At 64.8% G+C, this 18,145-nt stretch carries 18 protein-coding genes; 9 read left to right on the top strand and 9 right to left on the bottom strand.

Features of this window, described 5'->3' with window-relative positions; translation table 11 throughout:
- The first annotated feature begins 60 nt into the window (after positions 1-60).
- From mreC to AC2FMN_RS10805, 5 genes are read left to right on the top strand one after another with little or no spacing between them, the layout of a single operon-like run.
- Entirely contained in the window at positions 61-966 is a 906-nt protein-coding gene (mreC, locus tag AC2FMN_RS10825; protein ID WP_496688136.1) for a rod shape-determining protein MreC, read from the top strand.
- Complete coding sequence (locus AC2FMN_RS10820) at positions 959-1,495, top strand: rod shape-determining protein MreD (RefSeq protein WP_496688134.1); 537 nt, start codon at positions 959-961, stop codon at positions 1,493-1,495. The genes mreC and AC2FMN_RS10820 overlap by 8 nt, the downstream gene beginning before the upstream one ends.
- A complete protein-coding gene (gene mrdA, locus AC2FMN_RS10815) occupies positions 1,492-3,438 on the top strand; it encodes a penicillin-binding protein 2 (RefSeq protein WP_496688133.1) in 1,947 nt (648 codons plus the stop codon). The genes AC2FMN_RS10820 and mrdA overlap by 4 nt, the downstream gene beginning before the upstream one ends.
- The gene (gene rodA, locus AC2FMN_RS10810; protein ID WP_496681881.1) at positions 3,435-4,574 is read left to right on the top strand and encodes a rod shape-determining protein RodA; all 1,140 of its coding nucleotides are present in this window, start codon (positions 3,435-3,437) and stop codon (positions 4,572-4,574) included. The genes mrdA and rodA overlap by 4 nt, the downstream gene beginning before the upstream one ends.
- A 15-nt stretch (positions 4,575-4,589) precedes the next feature.
- Entirely contained in the window at positions 4,590-5,516 is a 927-nt protein-coding gene (locus AC2FMN_RS10805) for a 2-hydroxyacid dehydrogenase (protein WP_496688132.1), read from the top strand.
- Between the two features lie 88 nt (positions 5,517-5,604).
- Here the strand turns inward: AC2FMN_RS10805 and AC2FMN_RS10800 are convergent, their stop codons facing one another.
- The 6 genes from AC2FMN_RS10800 to AC2FMN_RS10775 all read right to left on the bottom strand — a co-directional run bounded on the left by AC2FMN_RS10800 (position 5,605) and on the right by AC2FMN_RS10775 (position 12,210).
- Positions 5,605-7,620: a M3 family metallopeptidase gene (locus AC2FMN_RS10800; RefSeq protein ID WP_496688130.1), complete on the bottom strand. Its 2,016-nt coding sequence runs from the start codon at positions 7,618-7,620 to the stop codon at positions 5,605-5,607.
- A gap of 82 nt (positions 7,621-7,702) precedes the next feature.
- A complete protein-coding gene (locus AC2FMN_RS10795) occupies positions 7,703-8,749 on the bottom strand; it encodes a HesA/MoeB/ThiF family protein (protein ID WP_496688128.1) in 1,047 nt (348 codons plus the stop codon).
- The gene (gene dut / locus AC2FMN_RS10790) at positions 8,749-9,204 is read right to left on the bottom strand and encodes a dUTP diphosphatase (RefSeq protein WP_496688126.1); all 456 of its coding nucleotides are present in this window, start codon (positions 9,202-9,204) and stop codon (positions 8,749-8,751) included. The genes AC2FMN_RS10795 and dut overlap by 1 nt, the downstream gene beginning before the upstream one ends.
- 45 nt (positions 9,205-9,249) lie before the next feature.
- Positions 9,250-10,446 (bottom strand): bifunctional phosphopantothenoylcysteine decarboxylase/phosphopantothenate--cysteine ligase CoaBC, encoded by a 1,197-nt coding sequence (gene coaBC / locus AC2FMN_RS10785; protein ID WP_496688124.1) that lies wholly within the window; start codon positions 10,444-10,446, stop codon positions 9,250-9,252.
- A 64-nt stretch (positions 10,447-10,510) separates the two neighbouring features.
- Entirely contained in the window at positions 10,511-11,335 is an 825-nt protein-coding gene (locus AC2FMN_RS10780) for a ChaN family lipoprotein (RefSeq protein WP_496688122.1), read from the bottom strand.
- Complete coding sequence (locus AC2FMN_RS10775) at positions 11,332-12,210, bottom strand: RNA polymerase factor sigma-32 (protein ID WP_496682065.1); 879 nt, start codon at positions 12,208-12,210, stop codon at positions 11,332-11,334. Before AC2FMN_RS10775 ends, AC2FMN_RS10780 begins: the two co-directional genes overlap by 4 nt.
- 101 nt (positions 12,211-12,311) lie before the next feature.
- On the opposite strand from AC2FMN_RS10775, the gene cobU reads away from it, so the two are divergent.
- The 4 genes from cobU to AC2FMN_RS10755 all read left to right on the top strand — a co-directional run bounded on the left by cobU (position 12,312) and on the right by AC2FMN_RS10755 (position 15,924).
- Positions 12,312-12,833: a bifunctional adenosylcobinamide kinase/adenosylcobinamide-phosphate guanylyltransferase gene (gene cobU, locus AC2FMN_RS10770; protein ID WP_496688120.1), complete on the top strand. Its 522-nt coding sequence runs from the start codon at positions 12,312-12,314 to the stop codon at positions 12,831-12,833.
- Positions 12,830-13,408 carry a histidine phosphatase family protein gene (locus tag AC2FMN_RS10765; protein WP_496688119.1) on the top strand — a complete coding sequence of 193 codons (579 nt, stop codon included), beginning with the start codon at positions 12,830-12,832 and terminating at the stop codon, positions 13,406-13,408. The genes cobU and AC2FMN_RS10765 overlap by 4 nt, the downstream gene beginning before the upstream one ends.
- A gap of 58 nt (positions 13,409-13,466) precedes the next feature.
- The gene (locus AC2FMN_RS10760; RefSeq protein WP_496688117.1) at positions 13,467-14,345 is read left to right on the top strand and encodes a glutathione S-transferase; all 879 of its coding nucleotides are present in this window, start codon (positions 13,467-13,469) and stop codon (positions 14,343-14,345) included.
- 64 nt (positions 14,346-14,409) lie between these two features.
- The gene (locus tag AC2FMN_RS10755) at positions 14,410-15,924 is read left to right on the top strand and encodes a YifB family Mg chelatase-like AAA ATPase (RefSeq protein WP_496688116.1); all 1,515 of its coding nucleotides are present in this window, start codon (positions 14,410-14,412) and stop codon (positions 15,922-15,924) included.
- Here the strand turns inward: AC2FMN_RS10755 and gshB are convergent.
- From gshB to rsmI, 3 genes are all read right to left on the bottom strand, one after another.
- Entirely contained in the window at positions 15,921-16,853 is a 933-nt protein-coding gene (gshB, locus tag AC2FMN_RS10750; protein WP_496688115.1) for a glutathione synthase, read from the bottom strand. The genes AC2FMN_RS10755 and gshB overlap by 4 nt on opposite strands.
- A gap of 61 nt (positions 16,854-16,914) precedes the next feature.
- Entirely contained in the window at positions 16,915-17,286 is a 372-nt protein-coding gene (locus AC2FMN_RS10745; protein WP_496688114.1) for a YraN family protein, read from the bottom strand.
- A 1-nt stretch (position 17,287) separates the two neighbouring features.
- Positions 17,288-18,145, bottom strand: a complete 858-nt coding sequence (gene rsmI / locus AC2FMN_RS10740; protein ID WP_496688113.1) for a 16S rRNA (cytidine(1402)-2'-O)-methyltransferase — start codon at positions 18,143-18,145, stop codon at positions 17,288-17,290.

Genomic DNA, 18,145 nt, shown 5'->3' with positions numbered 1-18,145 from the left:
GCGCGCACCCTCTGATCCGAGGGTCAACGATCGGGCACGAGCAGCACGGGAAGGAGTCCTGTGGCAAAAGACCGGGCACAGCGCGACGACTATACCACCCCCCTGCGCCGCTTGTTCACGGGGATCGTCGTTTTGTGCCTGCTGGGCATCTTTCTGGTCTGGCGCATCGACAGTCCCCGGGTCGAGCGGTTCCGGGCGCAGGTGGTCGATACGGTGGTGCCCTCGATGGATTGGGCCATGGTGCCGGTGACGGCCACCGTTAACCTGGTGCGGGATTTTCAAAGCTATCAGCGGCTCAGCGAACAGAACCGCGAACTGCGCAGCGAACTGCGTCGCATGCGCGCCTGGAAAGAGGCCGCGCTGCAACTGGAGCAGGAAAATGCGCGCCTATTGGACCTGAACAATGTTCGACTTGATCCGCGTCTGACTTACATCACCGGCGTCGTCATGGCCGACAGCGGGTCACCGTTCCGGCAATCGGTTTTGCTGAACGTCGGCGAGCGCGATGGCATCGTCGACGGCTGGGCCACGATGGACGGCATCGGGGTGGTGGGGCGTATCTCGGGCGTGGGGCCAGACACGGCGCGGGTGATCCTGCTGACGGACGCGTCCAGCGCGATACCCGCCACCATTCAACCGTCCGGCCAGACGGCGCTGATCCAAGGGGACAACACCCCGGCGCCCGTGGTCGAATTTCTGGAAAACCGCGAACTCGTGCGTCCTGGCGACCGCGTGGTGACCTCGGGCGATGGCGGCGTCTTTCCGGCGGGCCTGCTGATCGGCCAGATCGCGGAAGACCCCAGCGGCCGCCTGCGCGTACGCCTGTCGGCAGATTTCGAACGCTTGGAGTTCCTGCGTGTGCTGCGCTATCACGCGGCCGATCCAATCCGCGATCCGGGCGGGTTGGTCGGTCCGAAACGCCCCGAAGCGTTGCTGCTTCCCAATGACGAGGCCGCCGATGGATAGGGCCGCGTCGCGCTTGTGGATGATGCGGGGCCTCTATCTGGCCTTGGGCATGCTGGTGATGTTTTTCCACCTATTGCCATTGGACACCCGCCCCGATCGCTGGCCGTTTCCCGAATTACTGATCGCCTTGACCTTCGCATGGGTCCTACGGCGGCCTGACGACGTTCCAACCCTCAGCGTGGCGTTCGTCATGTTGATGGAAGATTTGTTGCTGCAACGCCCACCGGGCCTGCTGGCGGCGCTGGTGGTCATGGGCGCGTCCTATCTTCGGTCGGCCGGGCCGGGCATGCGCGATATGGGCTTTGTAGCGGAGTGGACATCGGTCGGGGCGGTCATTGTGGCTATTTTCCTGTCAAACCGCATCGTGCTGGGGCTGCTATCGGTCGAACAGGGGGCGTTGGCGCCGGTTCTGGTCCAGGCGGCTCTGACCGTGATGGTCTACCCGCTTGTCGTCATCTTCGGCCAGGGCGTTCTGGGCGTCCGGCGCCCGTCGGCGGTCGACCCGACGATCCGGGGGGGGCAGGCATGAAACGCCCCACCAGGGACAAAGGCCTGGCCCACAAACGCCTGACCCGGCGGGCCCTGGTACTGGGCGGCATGCAGCTTGCCTTTGCCGGGGGGCTGGCGGCGCGCATGCGGTACATGCAGGTCGAACAGGCCGATCAATACCGGCTGCTGGCCGAAGAGAACCGCATCAACATCCGGCTGATCCCGCCGACCCGAGGCCGTATTTATGACCGGAACGGACAGGTGATCGCGCAGAATTCGCCCTCGTACCGGATCGTCATCGTGCGCGAGGACGCCGGCGACGTCGACAAGGTGATCGCTGATCTGGCGCGGCTGATCCCGTTGAAGGAAGAAGAGATCGAGCGCGCCAAGACCGAAATGCGGCGCACGGCCCCGTTCCTGCCCGTCACCTTGGCCGACCAGGTGACGTGGGAGGACATCTCGAAAGTGGCGATCAATGCCCCGGCCCTTCCTGGCGTCACGCCCGAGGTCGGCCTGACCCGCCAATATCCCCGCTACGAGGATTTCGCCCATGTGGTCGGCTATGTCGGACCTGTCAGCGACTACGACCTGAGCAAGATGGAAGACCCCGAGCCGGTGTTGATGATCCCGCGCTTTCAGATCGGCAAGGTCGGGCTTGAGGCCAAGAAGGAAGACCTGCTGCGCGGCAAGGCGGGCGCCAAGCGGGTCGAGGTCAATGCAACCGGCCGGGTCATGCGCGAACTTGACCGCCGCGAGGGCCAGCCCGGCGCTGACCTGCAATTGACCATCGACGCCGACCTGCAGGAATACGCGCAGGCCCGGCTGGCCGGCGAAAGCGCCGCCGTGGTCGTGATCGATTGTGAGACGGGCGATCTGCGGGCAATCAGCTCTACACCCAGCTTCGACCCCAACCTGTTCGTGCGTGGGATCTCGGTGGCGGATTACCAGGCCCTGACTCAGAACAACCATCGCCCGCTGGCCAACAAGACGGTTCAGGGCACTTATCCGCCCGGGTCGACCTTCAAGATGATCACCGCGCTGGCCGCGCTGGAGGCCGGCGTCGTGGGCCCGGGCAACACCGTCTATTGTCCCGGCTACCTGAAGGTGGGCAGCCGGCGATTCCACTGCTGGAAACGCGGCGGGCATGGGACCGTCGACCTTGAAACCTCGCTGAAGCGCAGCTGTGATGTCTACTACTATGACGTGGCCCTGCGCGTTGGGATAGACAGAATCTCGGACATGGCGCGCAAGTTCGGTCTGGGCATCAAACACGACCTACCGATGTCGGCCGTGGCCGCGGGTCTTGCCCCGAACCAGGAATGGAAACGGCGCGTCCACGGCCAGGAATGGCTGATCGGCGACACGGCCAACGCCTCGATCGGGCAGGGCTACATGCTGGCATCGCCCTTGCAGCTGGCCGTCATGTCGGCCCGGATCGCCACAGGGCGCGCGGTCACGCCGCGTCTGATCCGCAGCGTCAACGGGGTCGAACAGCCCACGGGCGAGGGCGCGCCGCTGGACGTGAACCCCCGCAACCTTGAACAGGTCCGCAAGGCGATGTTTACGGTCTCGAACGACCGTCGCGGGACGGCCTATCGCAGCCGCATCATCGCCGACGAGTTCCGGATGGCGGGCAAGACTGGCACCAGCCAGGTGCGCAACATCACCAAGGCCGAGCGCGCCGCTGGCGTGATCCGCAACGAGGACCTGCCGTGGGAGCGCCGCGACCATGCCCTGTTCGTCAGCTTCGCGCCCTATGACAATCCGAAATTTGCGGTGGCGGTGGTCGTCGAGCACGGCGGCGGCGGTTCCAAGGCGGCGGCGCCGGTCGCCCGCGACGTGATGCTGCAGGCGCTGTACGGTGGCACGCCCCCGCTCGAGGCCTATCCGGTGGCCGACCGAGAGCGTATCAAGGAACAGCAAAAACGCCTGGAAGGCGATCGGCGTCCCAAGGCGCGGCCCGAGAAGAAGGATCGCGCATGAGCTATTTAGAATATGCCGTAAAGACCACGCCGACCGGGCTGCGCAAGTTTCTGTACATGAACTGGCCCCTGACCCTGTTGCTGATCAGCGTCGCCAGCGCCGGCTTTCTGATGCTGTATTCGGTCGCCGGAGGGTCGTGGCGCCCTTGGGCGGAACCGCAAATGGAGCGTTTCGGCCTCGGCCTTGCGGTCATGTTCATCGTGGCGCTGATCCCGATCTGGTTCTGGCGCAGCATGTCCTTGCTGGCTTATCTCGGCTCTCTAGGCCTGTTGGTGCTGGTCGAGCTGTTCGGCACGGTTGGCATGGGCGCCCAGCGCTGGATCGACTTGGGGTTCATGCGGCTGCAGCCCTCCGAACTGACCAAGGTCACGCTGGTGATGGTGTTGGCTGCCTACTACGACTGGCTGCCTTCGGAAAAGACGTCGCGACCGCTCTGGGTGCTTCTGCCTCTTCTCCTGATCCTGATCCCGACCGCGCTGGTGTTGAAACAGCCGGACCTGGGAACCGCGATCCTGCTGCTGGCGGCCGGGGGTGGGCTGATGTTTCTGGCAGGCGTGCATTGGGCCTATTTCGCCGCCGTCATCGCGGCGGGGGTGGGCCTGATCACTGCCGTGTTCAAAAGTCGCGGTACCGACTGGCAGTTGCTGAAAGACTATCAGTTCCGCCGCATCGACACCTTTCTCGACCCCTCAAGCGACCCTCTGGGCGCCGGATATCACATCACCCAGTCGAAAATCGCGCTGGGGTCCGGCGGCTGGAACGGACGTGGGTTCATGCAGGGCACGCAGTCGCGCCTGAACTTCCTGCCCGAAAAGCACACCGACTTCATCTTCACGACCCTGGCCGAAGAATTCGGCTTCGTCGGGGGCATCACGCTGCTGACGCTCTACGGGCTGATTCTTGTCTTCTGCCTTGTCACCGCCCTGTCCGCCAAAGACCGGTATTCGTCCCTGGTGACCTTGGGCATCTCGCTGAACTTCTTTCTGTTCTTTGCGGTCAACATGTCGATGGTCATGGGTCTGGCCCCGGTGGTGGGGGTGCCGCTGCCGATGGTCAGCTATGGCGGCTCGGCCATGCTGGTGCTGATGGTCGCCTTCGGCATCGTCCAGAGCGCCCACATCCACCGCCCCCGCTGACCCGAAAGGCTTGCGATGTCGATCAATGTCCTGTTCTCTGCCCGCCCTGCCCTGTGGCCGGTCTATGAACCGCTCTTGACCAAGGGCCTGTCGGGGCTGGACGCCACCATCGCCACCGATCTTCCGCCGGAACAGGTGGACTATGTCGTCTATGCCCCCAATGGCGGTCTGCTGGATTTCACCCCGTTCAAGCGGTTGAAGGCGGTGCTCAGCCTCTGGGCGGGGGTCGAGAAGATCGCCGGAAACGAAACCCTGACCGTTCCGCTGGCCCGGATGGTCGATCACGGCCTGACTCAGGGTATGACCGAATGGGTGGTGGGCCACGTCCTGCGCTACCATCTGGGCATGGACCGGCACATCACGGTGCAAGACGGTGTCTGGGCCCCGGACCCTCCGCCTTTGGCGTCCCAGCGAACGGTCTGCGTGCTGGGGCTGGGGGCGCTGGGGCAGGCGGCGGCCGTGGCGCTGTCCAGACTCGGGTTCAACGTCATCGGTTGGAGCCGCACCGCCAAGACCATCCCCGGAGTCAGCGGCATGCATGGGCCTGACGGCCTGCGCCGCGCGTTGCGACAGGCCGACATCGTGGTTCTGTTGCTGCCCAATACCCCGGCGACCGAAAACACCCTGAACGCCGAGACGCTGGCCCTGCTGCCCAAAGGTGCCCGGATCATCAATCCGGGGCGCGGAGCGCTGATCGACGATCAGGCCCTGCTGCAAGCGTTAGACACGGGCCAGATCGCCCATGCAACGTTGGACGTGTTCCGCACCGAACCCTTGCCGCCCCAGCATCCCTATTGGGCGCATCCGAACGTGACGGTCACGCCCCATATCGCCTCGGAAACCCGGCCCGAGACCGCAGCCCAGGTCATCTGCGAGAACATCCGACGCAACGAAGCCGGACAGTCGCTTTTGCATCTGGTCGATCGCGACCTGGGCTACTGACGGCGCCGGAACAGCCCCGCATGCCAATCTCACTTGGTCCGTCGCCCGGCCCGCAATGGGCAGCGCGCGGCGGGGCGCAACCGGTCGGTCACGCCGCGATCAAGCCCCGCCCTTTCAGCAAGGCATCAACGCCCGGCAAGCGACCGCGAAACGCCAGATACAGATCTTCGGCCTCTTTCGAGCCGCCGGTCGACAGGATGTGTTCTTCCAGCGCCCGCGCCTTTTCGGGGTCGAACGCACCGCCGACCTCTTCAAAGGCCGCAAAGGCATCCGCGTCCATGACCTCGGACCACATATAGCTGTAGTAGCCCGAGCTGTAGCCGTCCCCGGCAAAGACATGCGCGAAATGCGGGGTCGCGTGGCGCATCCCGATCGCATGCGGCATCCCGATCTCGGCCAGAACCTCGGCCTGCCGCGCCATCGGATCGGCCGGAGCCGGACCTTCGTGAAAGGCCAGATCGACCAGCGCCGAGGCCACATATTCCACCGTCTGGAAGCCCTGATCGAAATTGGCCGCACCGAGAACCTTTTCCAGCATCTCGGGCGGCATCGGCTCACCGGTTTCGGCATGGGTCGCGAACTGGGCCAGCACCTCGGGCACTTCCAGCCAATGTTCGTACAGCTGGCTCGGCAGCTCGACGAAATCCCGCGCGACGCTGGTGCCCGAGATGCTTTCATAGGTCACGTTCGACAGCATCTGATGCAGGGCGTGCCCGAATTCGTGGAACAGGGTCCGCGCGTCGTCATAGGACAACAGGGCCGGGTCACCCTTGGCGAAATTGCACACGTTGATGACAATCGGCGTCTGCACCTTGGGAAACTTGGCCTGCGCCCGCATCGCGCTGCACCATGCGCCAGACCGTTTCGAGCCGCGCGCGAAATAGTCGCCGATGAAAACGGCCACATGCTGGCCATTTCGGGTGACCTCCCAGGCCCGGCAATCGGGATGATACAGCGGCACATCCAGCGGCGCGAACTCCAGCCCGAACAGACGGTTGGCACAAGAAAACGCGGCCTCGATCATCCGGTCCAGTTGCAGAAAGGGCTTCAGCGCCGCCTCATCAAGGTCATGCTCGGCCTTGCGGCGCTTTTCAGCATAATAGCGCCAGTCCCACGGTTCGAGCGGACCGTTGATGCCGTCGGCCTGCATCATCTGCGTCAGCACCGCGGCATCGGCCTCGGCGCGGGCCTTGGCGGGGGTCCAGACCTGCATTAGCAGTTCGCGCACGCGCTGGGGGCTGCGGGCCATCTCGGTCTCCAGCTTGAAGGCCGCGAAATTCTCATAGCCCAGCAGCCGGGCGCGTTCCTCGCGCAGCTTCAGGATCTCGGCCGCGATGTCGCGGTTGTCGGTTTCACCCCCGTTCGCCCCACGCGCCGTCCAGGCGCGATAGGCCTTCTCGCGCAGGTCGCGCCGGGGCGAGAATTGCAGGAACGGCACGATCAGCGACCGCGACAGGGTCACGATAGGGCCATCCGCCCCCTTTTCCCGGCCCGCGGCCCGCGCGGCGTCGATCACGAAATCGGGCAGCCCGTCCAGATCATCCTCGGAAAGCGGCATGAACCAGTTGCGCTCGTCCGCCAGCAGGTTCTGGGTGAAGGCGGTGCCAAGGCTGGCCAGACGCGCCTTGATGTCCTGCATGCGGGCATCCGCCTTGCCCTGCAGGGCCGCCCCCGAGCGGACAAAGCCGCGATGGGTCAGCATCAGCACCCGCGCCTGTTCCTCGGTCAAGCCCAGGTCGTCCCGCTGCGCCCACAGGTCCGCCACCCGCCGGAACAGGGCCTTGTTCGACGAGATCGCCGCGAAATGGGCCGCCAGCTTGGGCGAAAAGTCGCGCTGCAGCGCCTCGCGCGCCGGATTGCTGTCGGCTCCGGCCACGGTGTAGAATACCGACAGAACCTTGCTCAGACCTTCACCGGCGGCCTCGAGCGCCTCGATCGTGTTGGCAAAGCTTGGCGGTTCGGGGTTAGCCGCAATCGCCGCGATCTGGTCGGTATGCGCCTGCAGCGCCTGCTCGAGCGCCGGGGCGAAGTCATCATCCGAGATCTGGGCAAAAGGCGCGATTTCAAACGGGGTCGTCCAGTCGGACAGGATCGGGTTGCTCATCGAATACTCCTTTGAGCGTCAAGCTAGGAATAGCGGCAAGGATCGTCCAGAGGCGGACGCCAGGTTTCTGGAGCGGGTGCTCTCAGCCCAATTGCCCGCAGACGGGGCAATCGGCGCGCCTTGACAGGGTGATCTTGCGGCTTTCACCGTAAAGCGCGTCATAGATCAGCATCTCGCCGCGCAGGGCCTGACCGGCACCGGCGATCACCTTGATCGCCTCGACTGCCATCATTGCGCCCACCACGCCGGGCAGCGGCCCGATCACCCCGGCCTCGGCGCAAGAGGGCGCAAGACCCGGGGCCGGAGCCTCGGGGAAGATGCACTGGTAGCAGGGCGCGCCGCTGGCCGGATCAAACACGCTCAGCTGCCCCTCCCACTGCGACAGCGCGCCCGAGATCAGCGGTTTGCCCAGCGCCACGGCGGTGCGGTTGGCCAGATATCGGGTCTCAAAATTGTCGGTTCCATCGAGGATCAGGTCATAGTCGGAAAACAGCTCGGCGGCGATCTCCTCGGTCAGACGACGGTGATAGGGGCGCACGATGACGTTGGGGTTCTGCGCCTCCATCGCCTGCTGCGCGGAGAAGACCTTGGGCATGCCGATGTCGGTATCGCGATGGATCACCTGCCGCTGCAGGTTGGCGTTTTCGACCACGTCGTCATCGATCACGCCGATCGTACCGACACCCGCGGCCGCCAGGTATTGCAAGGCCGGCGCGCCAAGCCCCCCGGCGCCGATCACCAGCACGCGCGCCGTCTTCATGCGTTTCTGGCCCGGTCCGCCCAACTCACGCAGGACGATGTGACGGGCATAGCGTTCCAGTTCGGTCTGGCTGAACTGCCCGGCGGGGGCGGGCGCAGGCTCGGCCTGCACCGAATGGGCACGACGGCGCAACGCTTTCACGATCGCGCCATACCCCGTCACCAAAGCCACCGCCCCCACCAGAATCAACCACATCGCGGCCGACCCTCCGGTGGCCAGACGGACCGGGTGCCCATCGGGCAGCACCAGATGCGACAGCACGACTCCCGCCAGTAGAACCAGAATCGAGACCCATCGCGCGGTTCGGGATGCGCCGGTCAGATAGCCCAGCCCCCACAGCCCCGCAGCCAGAATCAAGACCAACAGCATCAGCTGCGCCCGGTGGAACCGAACCCACCGGCTCCGCGTTCCGTCTGCCGCAGGCGGCCGGTCAGCTCGAACCGGGCCCGCACGACCGGCGCGACGACCAGCTGCGCGATCCGGTCGCCATGGGCGATCTCGAACCGGTCCTGCCCCGCGTTCAGCACGATCACCCCCAGCGGGCCGCGATAGTCGCTGTCGATCGTGCCCGGCGCGTTGGGCAGCGTGATCCCATGTTTCAAGGCAAGCCCCGAGCGTGGGCGGACCTGCACCTCATATCCATCCGGTATCTCGATCCGCAGGCCGGTCGGCACCAGGGCGCGCTCTCCGGGCATCAGAACGATTTTGCCCCGATCCGGCAGGTTGGCCCGCACATCCGCACCGGCGGCACCGGCCGTTTCATAAGACGGCAATGCAACCGCCGGATCGGCCTCGTCTTCCCGGATCACCCGAATTGCCACCATCGCTGCCCCCTCGTTTTCCAACTGCGTGCACCTGCAATGGGCCGGTCACCCGGCCAAAGCCGCCGCAATCCGTTCCGCCAATCGCGCAGCCACCGCGTCCTTGCCCATGCGCGGCCATTCTTCGGCGCCCTGGTCCGTGATCAGCACAACCGCGTTCTCGGCCCCGCCCATGATCCCCGTCGCCGGGCTAACGTCATTGGCCACGATCCAGTCACAGCCCTTGCGCGCCCGCTTGGCGGTTGCATGGGCGATCACGTCGTCAGTCTCGGCGGCGAAACCCACGACCAAGGCGGGCCGGCCAGCACCCAAGTGCGACACCCGCTTCAGGATGTCCGGGTTCTCGGCAAACTCCAGCGCGGGCGTGCCATCGCGGCTTTTCTTGAGCTTCCGGTCCGAGGCCCCGTCAACGCGCCAGTCGGCCACCGCGGCGGCGAACACGCCCGCATCCACCGGCAAGGCGGCATCCACCGCATCCGACATCTGCTGCGCGGTCTCGACACGCACCACCTGCACGCCGTCGGGCGGCGGCACCTCGGCGGGACCGGTGACAAAGACCACCTCGGCCCCCAGCGCCGCCAGAGCCCGGGCAATCGCGGCGCCCTGCGCGCCCGAGGACCGGTTGGCGATGTACCGCACCGGGTCGATCGGCTCGTGCGTCGGCCCCGAGGTCACCAGAATCCGCTTGCCCGTCAACGGACCGTCCGCCAGCGCCGCCTCGACCGCCGCGACGATCTCCAGCGGCTCGGACATCCGCCCGGGCCCGTATTCGCCGCAGGCCATGTCGCCATCGTTCGGCCCCACGAACCGAACCCCGTCGGCGATCAACTGACGGTGGTTGCGTTGGGTTGCCGGGTGGGTCCACATCCGTACGTTCATCGCCGGCGCGCACAGAACCGGCGTGTCCGTCGCCATCAACAGGGTCGAGGCCAGATCGTTGGCCAGCCCTCCGGCCATCTTGCCCATCAGATCGGCCGTCGCGGGCGCGACTACCACGAGATCGGCCGAGCGCGACAGTTGGATGTGCCCCATCTCGGCCTCATCCGTCAGGTCGAACAGATCGCGATAGGCCTTTTCCCCGGCCAGGGCCGCCACCGAAAGCGGTGTCACGAATTCTTCGGCCGCGCGGGTCAGGACCGGAGTGACCGAGGCGCCCCGCTCGCGCAGGCGGCGGATCAGGTCGAGCGACTTGTAGGCCGCGATGCCTCCGCCGATGATCAGGAGAATCCGTTTGGATGCCAGCATGTTCAGCCTTTCCCGGTCGCAGTCGGACCCGACACTATGCCACGCATGGCCCGAGTTCCAGCGGTTAATCCTGCGTCTCGAACGCCTTGCAGGGGTCCTCGCGATCGGCGGCGGGACTGTTGATCACCGCATCGAATTCACCGGTCAGCGCACCGTCTTCGGCCTGCCCCAACACGAACAGCCTCAGCCCCGGCTGCAGACGCGTTAGGAAGGTCGGAATGCCCTGATCCTTGCGCGCATGCCCATTGCCCGTGATCACCGCCACCGGTCCGCCGGTCTCATCCACCGCGCGCAGGATGGCGCGGGCCAGAACCGCATCGCGCAGGCGTTGGATGGCGACCAGCTGTGGCAAAATCTCGGCGGGCATGGCGTTGCAGTGGGCCGCCTGCTGCTCGGCCTCGCGCGCCGCCTGATCCTCGGGGGCCAGCGGCACGGTCAGGCCGTATCGCGCCGCATCCGCGCCCAGCGCGGTCGCGGCCCCGCGCTCCATCGCGGCCCGGGCAGCCGCACGGGGCACCATAGCTCCATAGACCGGGGCGTTCGAAGCCTGAAAAACCGGATAATACATGCTGAGCGGTGGCCATCCGGATTCGGCCCAGCGCAGGATGCGCGACAGTTCCTCGGGGTTTGACGCGGCCGTCTGCGCCAGACGCTGCGCGCCCTCTTCGGTGACCATTTCCCAAACGACGGCCGACGGCTCGATCGCTGCAATTGCCTCGGTCTGCACCACGTGATGGCGCGGGTTGTCGTGAACCTCGCCCAGAATGACCACATCGGCCTCTTTCATCAGGGCTAGAACATCGTCGGGTATGTATTCACCGGCCGCCGCCGCGCGCGCCAGACCGGTGAGGGAAACGGCAGCCGCCGTCAGAATCGCAAGAAATCTCATGCGAAGAAGTGTTGCACCTCGCGCGATTGCCCTTCAAGGCTCTTGCGCATTTTCACGAATGCCGCCGCCTCGAGTTGGCGCACGCGCTCTTTCGACAGGCCCAATTCCTGACCGAGGCTTTCCAGCGTCCGCGCCGGGTCGCGCAACTTTCGCTCGCGCACGATGAAACGTTCCCGGTCGTTCAGCGCCTGCATCGCCGTGATCAGCCATTCCCGCAATTGGCGGGTGTCGTGTCCATGTTCCACCAGTTCGGCGGCCTGCGCGCTGTCATCCTCCAGCGCGTCGATCCATTCGCGTCCATCTTCGTCGGCCGACTGCACGGCGTTCAGAGAAAAATCGGACCCAGCCAGCCGGCCATGCATCATTTCGACATCACGCAGCGGAACACCAATCTCGGCCGCGATCATCTGGTAAAGCTGGTGCCGGTCCAGTTCCAGACCATCGGACGCGGCTTCGCGCTCCAGCCGCGCCTGCACCCGGCGCATGTTGAAGAACAGGGATTTCTGGGATGACGTCGAACCGGTCCGCACCATCGACCAGTTGCGCATCACGTAGTCCTGAATGCTGGCTTTGATCCACCACACCGCATAGGTCGAGAAGCGAACCCCGCGGTCCGGGTCGAACTTGTCTGCTGCCTTCATTAGGCCCAGCCCGGCCTCTTGGATCAGGTCATTCATCGGCGCGCCATAGCGTTTGAACTTGGCCGCCATTGAAATTGCCAGTCGCATATAGGCCATAATCAATCGGTGTAGGGCCTGTTCGTCGCGCTCGTCGCGCCAAGCGTAGGCTAGGCGCAATTCGGTTTCCGCATCCAGCAATTCGGCTTTCATAGCCTGCCGGGACATCGAGAAGTCGTTCGGGTTATCCAGTGCCATGCAGCTCTCCCATCTGTCGTAGGCGCCGCCGGTCTTGCCTTGCCGACGTATGGTCGATACGCAAGGGCGCACCGGGTGGATCACTGTAAAGGTAGTAAAAAATGCATCCCGATTTAACCTTTGTGCTGGGTGGCGCGGCGTCGGGAAAATCTGCATTTGCCGAGCAACTCGTTGTTTCAAAAGGAAAAAACCGCGTCTACCTGGCAACATCACAAGTGTTTGATGATGAGATGCGCCTAAAAATCAGGCGCCATGTGGACCAAAGAGGCGACGGCTGGCACACGATCGAAGCCCCGATGGACCTGCGTCCGGCGCTGGCGGGGCTGAGCCCGGATCAGGTCTGCCTGATCGATTGCGCCACGATGTGGCTCAGCAATCACTTGCTTGCCGACAGCGATCTTGAACGGGAACAGGCCGCCCTTTTGGCCGCGCTACGGACCTGCCCGGCGCAGGTCGTGATGGTCTCGAACGAGGTGGGACACGGTATCGTTCCCGACAATGCGCTGGCCCGCAAATTCCGCGAGGCGCAGGGGCGGCTGAACATTGCCCTCGCCGCCCAAGCCGATCTGGTGGTTCAGGTCATCGCGGGACTACCGCAGGTCTTGAAAGGCCAGTTGCCGTGACCCGGTTGCATTTGGTCCGCCACGGCCCGACCCATGCCAAGACGATGGTGGGCTGGTCCGATATTCCCGCCGACCTGAGCGACCACGCGGCCCTCACGCGCCTGCACGACCACCTGCCGCGGGATGCGCTGGTCATTTCCTCGGACCTGTCGCGCGCTGCGGATACGGCCACGGCAATTCAAGGCACGCGCCGCCGCCTGCCGCACCACCCCGACCTGCGCGAGATCCATTTCGGCACTTGGGAAATGCGCACCTTTCCCGAGATCGAGGCAGAAGACCCCGAACTGGCCTTTGCCTATTGGGACAGCCCAGGCGACGTGCGGCCGCCCAACGGCGAAAGCTGGAACGCGGTCCGCGCGCGGGTCGACGCGGCGATCGACGGTTTGATCGGTATGCATACAGACGCCAATCTGGTCATCGTGGCTCATTTCGGCGTGATCCTGACCCAGGTACAGCGTGCCTTGGATCTGGACGCGCAACAGGCCTTTGCCCATCGCATCGACAACCTGTCGGTGACCGAGTTGGCCTTTGACGGCAAAACCTGGTCGGTCGGCCGGATCAATCATCTTCCGTGAATACAACGCACACAAATCAGCGTTTTACCGATGTCAGGCGCTCGGCCATCCTTGGGCCATGACATATGACCTTTTCATCGGGGACCGCCTGTTTTCAAGCTGGTCCATGCGCGGATGGCTGATGCTGGAAAAATTCGGCCTGCCCTACGCGACCCACATGATCGGCCTGTATTCGGGCACGATGGCCCGGGACATGCAGCCGCTGGCCCCGGCCCGTCTGGTCCCTGCGCTGCGCCTGCCCGACGGCACGGTGGTCGGCGAAAGCCTCGCCATCGCCGAGACGCTGGCCGAACGCCATCCCGATGCCCAGCTTTGGCCGCAAGACGCCGCAGCCCGCGCAACCGCCCGTTGGCTTTGTGCCGAGATGGTCGCCGGGTTCCATGCCCTGCGGTCGGCCTGCCCCATGCAACTCAAACACCGCTGGAAAGGGTTTGAGCCGTCCGGCGAAACCCGCGCCGATCTGACCCGGATCGAGACCCTGTGGGTGCATGCGCGCAAAATTTCGGGCATGGAGTCCGGCCCGTTGTTCGGCAGCTATTCGCTGGCCGATGTGTTCTATACGCCGGTCGCGGCCAGGATCATCGGCTACGGTCTGCGCGTATCCGCGCAGAACCACGACTATTGCATGGAGTTGTTGTCGGACCCGGCGGTTCGACAATGGCGCGCGATGGGTCTAACGGTCGACTACGACCCGTTCCCCTATGACCAGCCGCTCGACGCCGAGCCTTGGCCGATCGGCGAGGCCTCGACAGCCCGCGCAGTTGAGGCGGGGCCGTCGGTCAATGACCTCTGCCCCTATTCCGGCGAACCGGTGACCGCATTTCTCGAACTGGACAGCAAACGATGGGGCTTCTGCAACACTTTCTGCCGCGACAAAACCGTGGCCGACCCCGGAGCGTGGCCGAAATTCACGCATATGATCCGGCAAGCGATGTGACCGTTAACCATTCCTAAACCGGCGCCATGGCAGCAAGGCCCTGTTAACCACGAACAGGATCGCCATGGTCGCCCGCGCTCATACCGTTGCTTTTCAGGGGGTCGAGGCCCGCCCGGTCGAGGTGCAATGCGCCGTATCCCCCGGGCTGCCCGCCTTTTCAATCGTCGGCCTGCCGGACAAGGCCGTGTCCGAGGCCCGCGAACGCGTGCGCAGTGCGCTCAGTGCAATGGCCATTGCGCTGCCATCCAAACGCATCACGATCAACCTGTCGCCCGCCGACCTGCCCAAGGAAGGCAGCCATTTCGACCTGCCGATCGCGCTGGCCCTGCTCTGTGCCATCGACATCCTGCCCGCCGACGCCGCCGAAGGCACCATGGCTCTGGGCGAGCTTTCGCTGGACGGCTCATTGGTACCCGTGGCCGGCGCCCTGCCCGCCGCGATGACCGCCGCGGCCGAGGGCCGCACGCTGCTGTGTCCGCGCGCGTCAGGTGCCGAGGCGGCCTGGGTTGACGCAACCCAGGTGATCGGGGCCGCGTCCCTGGGCGACGTCGTGCGCCATTTTACGGGTCAGTCGCCCCTGTCGGTCGCCCAACCCGGCGAGGTCAGGTTGGAGCCCTCGACCCGCGATCTGCGCGACGTCAAAGGGCAGGAACGGGCAAAACGCGCATTGGAAATCGCAGCGGCCGGCCGTCACCACATGATCATGATCGGCACGCCGGGATCGGGCAAATCCATGCTGGCTGCCCGCTTGCCCGGCATACTGCCGCCGCTGACGCCCACCGAGGCGCTCGAGACCTCGATGATCCAATCGCTGTGCGGTATGCTGGACGAGGGCGGCATCAGCAGGACCCGCCCGTTCCGCGAGCCGCATCACACGGCATCGATGGCGGCGATCGTAGGCGGCGGAAAAGGCGCGAAACCCGGCGAGATTTCCCTAGCCCACAACGGCGTCCTGTTCATGGACGAGTTCCCCGAGTTTCCGCGTACGGTTCTGGAAACCCTACGCCAGCCCATGGAGACCGGCGAGGTCATGGTCGCCCGCGCCAACGCCCATGTGAAATACCCCTGCCGGTTCATGTTGGTGGCGGCAGCGAACCCCTGTAAATGCGGATATCTCAGCGACCCGTCCCGCGCCTGCTCGCGCGCACCCGTCTGCGGCGAGGACTATCTGGGCCGCATCTCGGGGCCGCTGATGGACCGGTTCGATCTGCGGATAGAGGTGCCGCCCGTGGGCTTTACCGACCTTGACCTGCCGCCATCCGGAGACAGCTCGGCCACCGTTGCCACGAGGGTGCAGCAGGCGCGCGTTGTTCAGGCCCAGCGCTTTCAGGACACGCCCGGCATTCGCCAGAACGCCGATATCGAGGGCAATCTGCTGGAAGAGGTCGCCGCTCCAGACGCCGAGGGCAAGGACCTGCTGGTCAAGGCGGCCGAACGGTTCGGCCTGTCGGCGCGGGCCTACCACCGCATTCTGCGTGTGGCCCGCACTATTGCGGATCTCGAGGGCGCACCCGATGTGCGCCGCCCCCACGTGGCCGAGGCGCTGAGCTATAGGATCAGCGCCCGGGTTGCGGCTTAGACCTTGGCCTCAATCGCCTGCCAGATCTTTTCGGCAATATTGGTTCCGTTGAACCGCTCCAATTCCTGGATTCCTGTGGGCGAAGTCACGTTGATTTCGGTCAGATAGTCGCCGATCACGTCGATGCCTACGAAGATCTGGCCTTTTTCCTTCAGCAGCGGTCCGATGGCCGCGCAAATCTCAAGATCACGGTCGGTCAGGCCAATCTTTTCGGGGCGACCACCCACATGCATGTTCGACCGCGTTTCACCCTCGGCTGGAACGCGGTTGATCGCGCCGACCGGTTCGCCATCTACCAGGATCACCCGCTTGTCGCCGTTGCGAACATCCGGCAGGAATTTCTGAACGATCAGCGGCTCTCGCGAGAAACCGGTGAACAACTCGTGCAACGAGGTCAGGTTGCGGTCATCCGCATCGAGGCGGAACACGCCGGCCCCACCATTGCCATAGAGCGGCTTGAGGATGATGTCGCCGTGCTTTTCCTTGAACGCCTTGATGGTCCGCAGATCGCGGGCGATCGTGGTTGGCGGAGTCAGGTCAGGGAAATCCAGAACCAGCAGTTTTTCCGGGTAGTTGCGCACCCAGAACGGATCATTCACCACCAGCGTCTGCCCGCGCAGCCGATCCAACAGGTGCGTTGAGGTGATATAGTGCATGTCGAACGGCGGGTCCTGCCGCAGCCAGACGACATCGAAATCCGCAAGATCAACCTCGCGCTCAGGCCCCAGAACCGCCGGCTGGTCAGCAACCCGCTGCACCGTCATGTCGTGACCGCGGGCGGTGATGCGCCCCTCTTGATAGGCCAGTTGATCGGGTCCGTAGTAAAACAGCTGGTGGCCGCGGGCCTGGGCTTCTTCGGCCAGCCGGAACGAGCTGTCGGCATTGATGTCCACGGCCCCGATCGGGTCCATCTGAAAGGCGATTTTCATGGCGTGTCCCTCGTGTTCACGCCAGATACATGGCCCAGCGGGGACGGGTGTTCAATGGCGATCAGCCCTGACCAAAGGCGTTTTCGACGATTTGCACTGCGCCCGTTGCATCCACCAGAGCCGCATCGAACCGGACATTGGTCAGCTGTCCGCCCGGTTCCTGCGCCAAATACTGCGCCGCCGAGGCATATATCCGGTCGATCTGGCGCTTGCTGATCCGTGCGGCGGCGCTGTCAAAGGTTTGGCTTTTCTTGACCTCGACGAACACAAGGCCCTGCGCATGCCGGACGATCAGGTCGATCTCGCCCCCCGCGCCGCGCCAACGCCTGTGACAGACCTCGAACCCTCGTCTTTCGTAGTCGGCAGCGACGCTGTGCTCGGCCGCTTGCCCGGCGTGATAGGAAACCGAGCCCTGGACCGACCGTCGCGCCATATCATCCCTTTCCCAGTTGCAGAGCCTTTTGGTAAATCGGCCGCCTTGGCAAATCATACATCTTGGACACCAGATCTGCCGCATCCCGCACCGAGTGCGTTTCCAGAGCCTGTCGCAGCGCCTCTTCTACATCCGAATCGTTAACGGCTTGTGAATGGGCGCGCTCCACCAGCAAGACGATCTCGCCCTTCACGGTGGCATCTCGATACTGCTCGAACAGCTCTAGCAAGCTACCCCGCCGGACTTCCTCGAACTTTTTGGTCAGTTCACGACAGACCGCGGCCTGTCGCTCGTCGCCCAAGACTTGCGCCAGATCCGACAGGCATGCCCCCAAACGCTTGGGGGATTCGTAGAATACCAGCGTCCCGGGAATGTCGCGCAGCGCCTCGATCCGTGTTCGGCGGGCGCCTGACGCATTCGGCAGGAAACCGGCGAAAAAGAAGGCGTCCGTCGGCAGGCCCGCCAGGGTCAGCGCCGTCACTACAGCTGACGCACCGGGGGCGCAGGTCACGGTGAATCCGGCCTCGGCCGCCTGCTTGCCCAGGTCGTAACCCGGATCGGCGATCAGCGGCATCCCCGCCTCGGAGGCGTAGGCCACCGACTTGCCCTGTGCCAGTTCGGCCATGATCCGCTCGCGCGCGCCCGTGCCGCTGTGATCGTGATAGGACAGAATGCGCCGCCCTTCGAGCGGCACGCCGTGAATCTCCATCAGCTTGCGCAGGCTTCGTGTGTCTTCCGCGGCGATCACATCCGCCGAGGCCAGAACATCCAACGCCCTCAGAGTGATGTCGCGCGCCGTTCCGATCGGTGTGGCAACGAAATACAGCCCCCCCGCCAATCTAACCTTTTGGAAATTCAA

The sequence above is a fragment of the Ruegeria sp. BHSC037 genome (assembly GCF_059613045.1).
The sequence above is the reverse complement of the archived record's forward strand: the minus strand, read 5'-3'. Positions and strand labels throughout refer to the sequence as shown.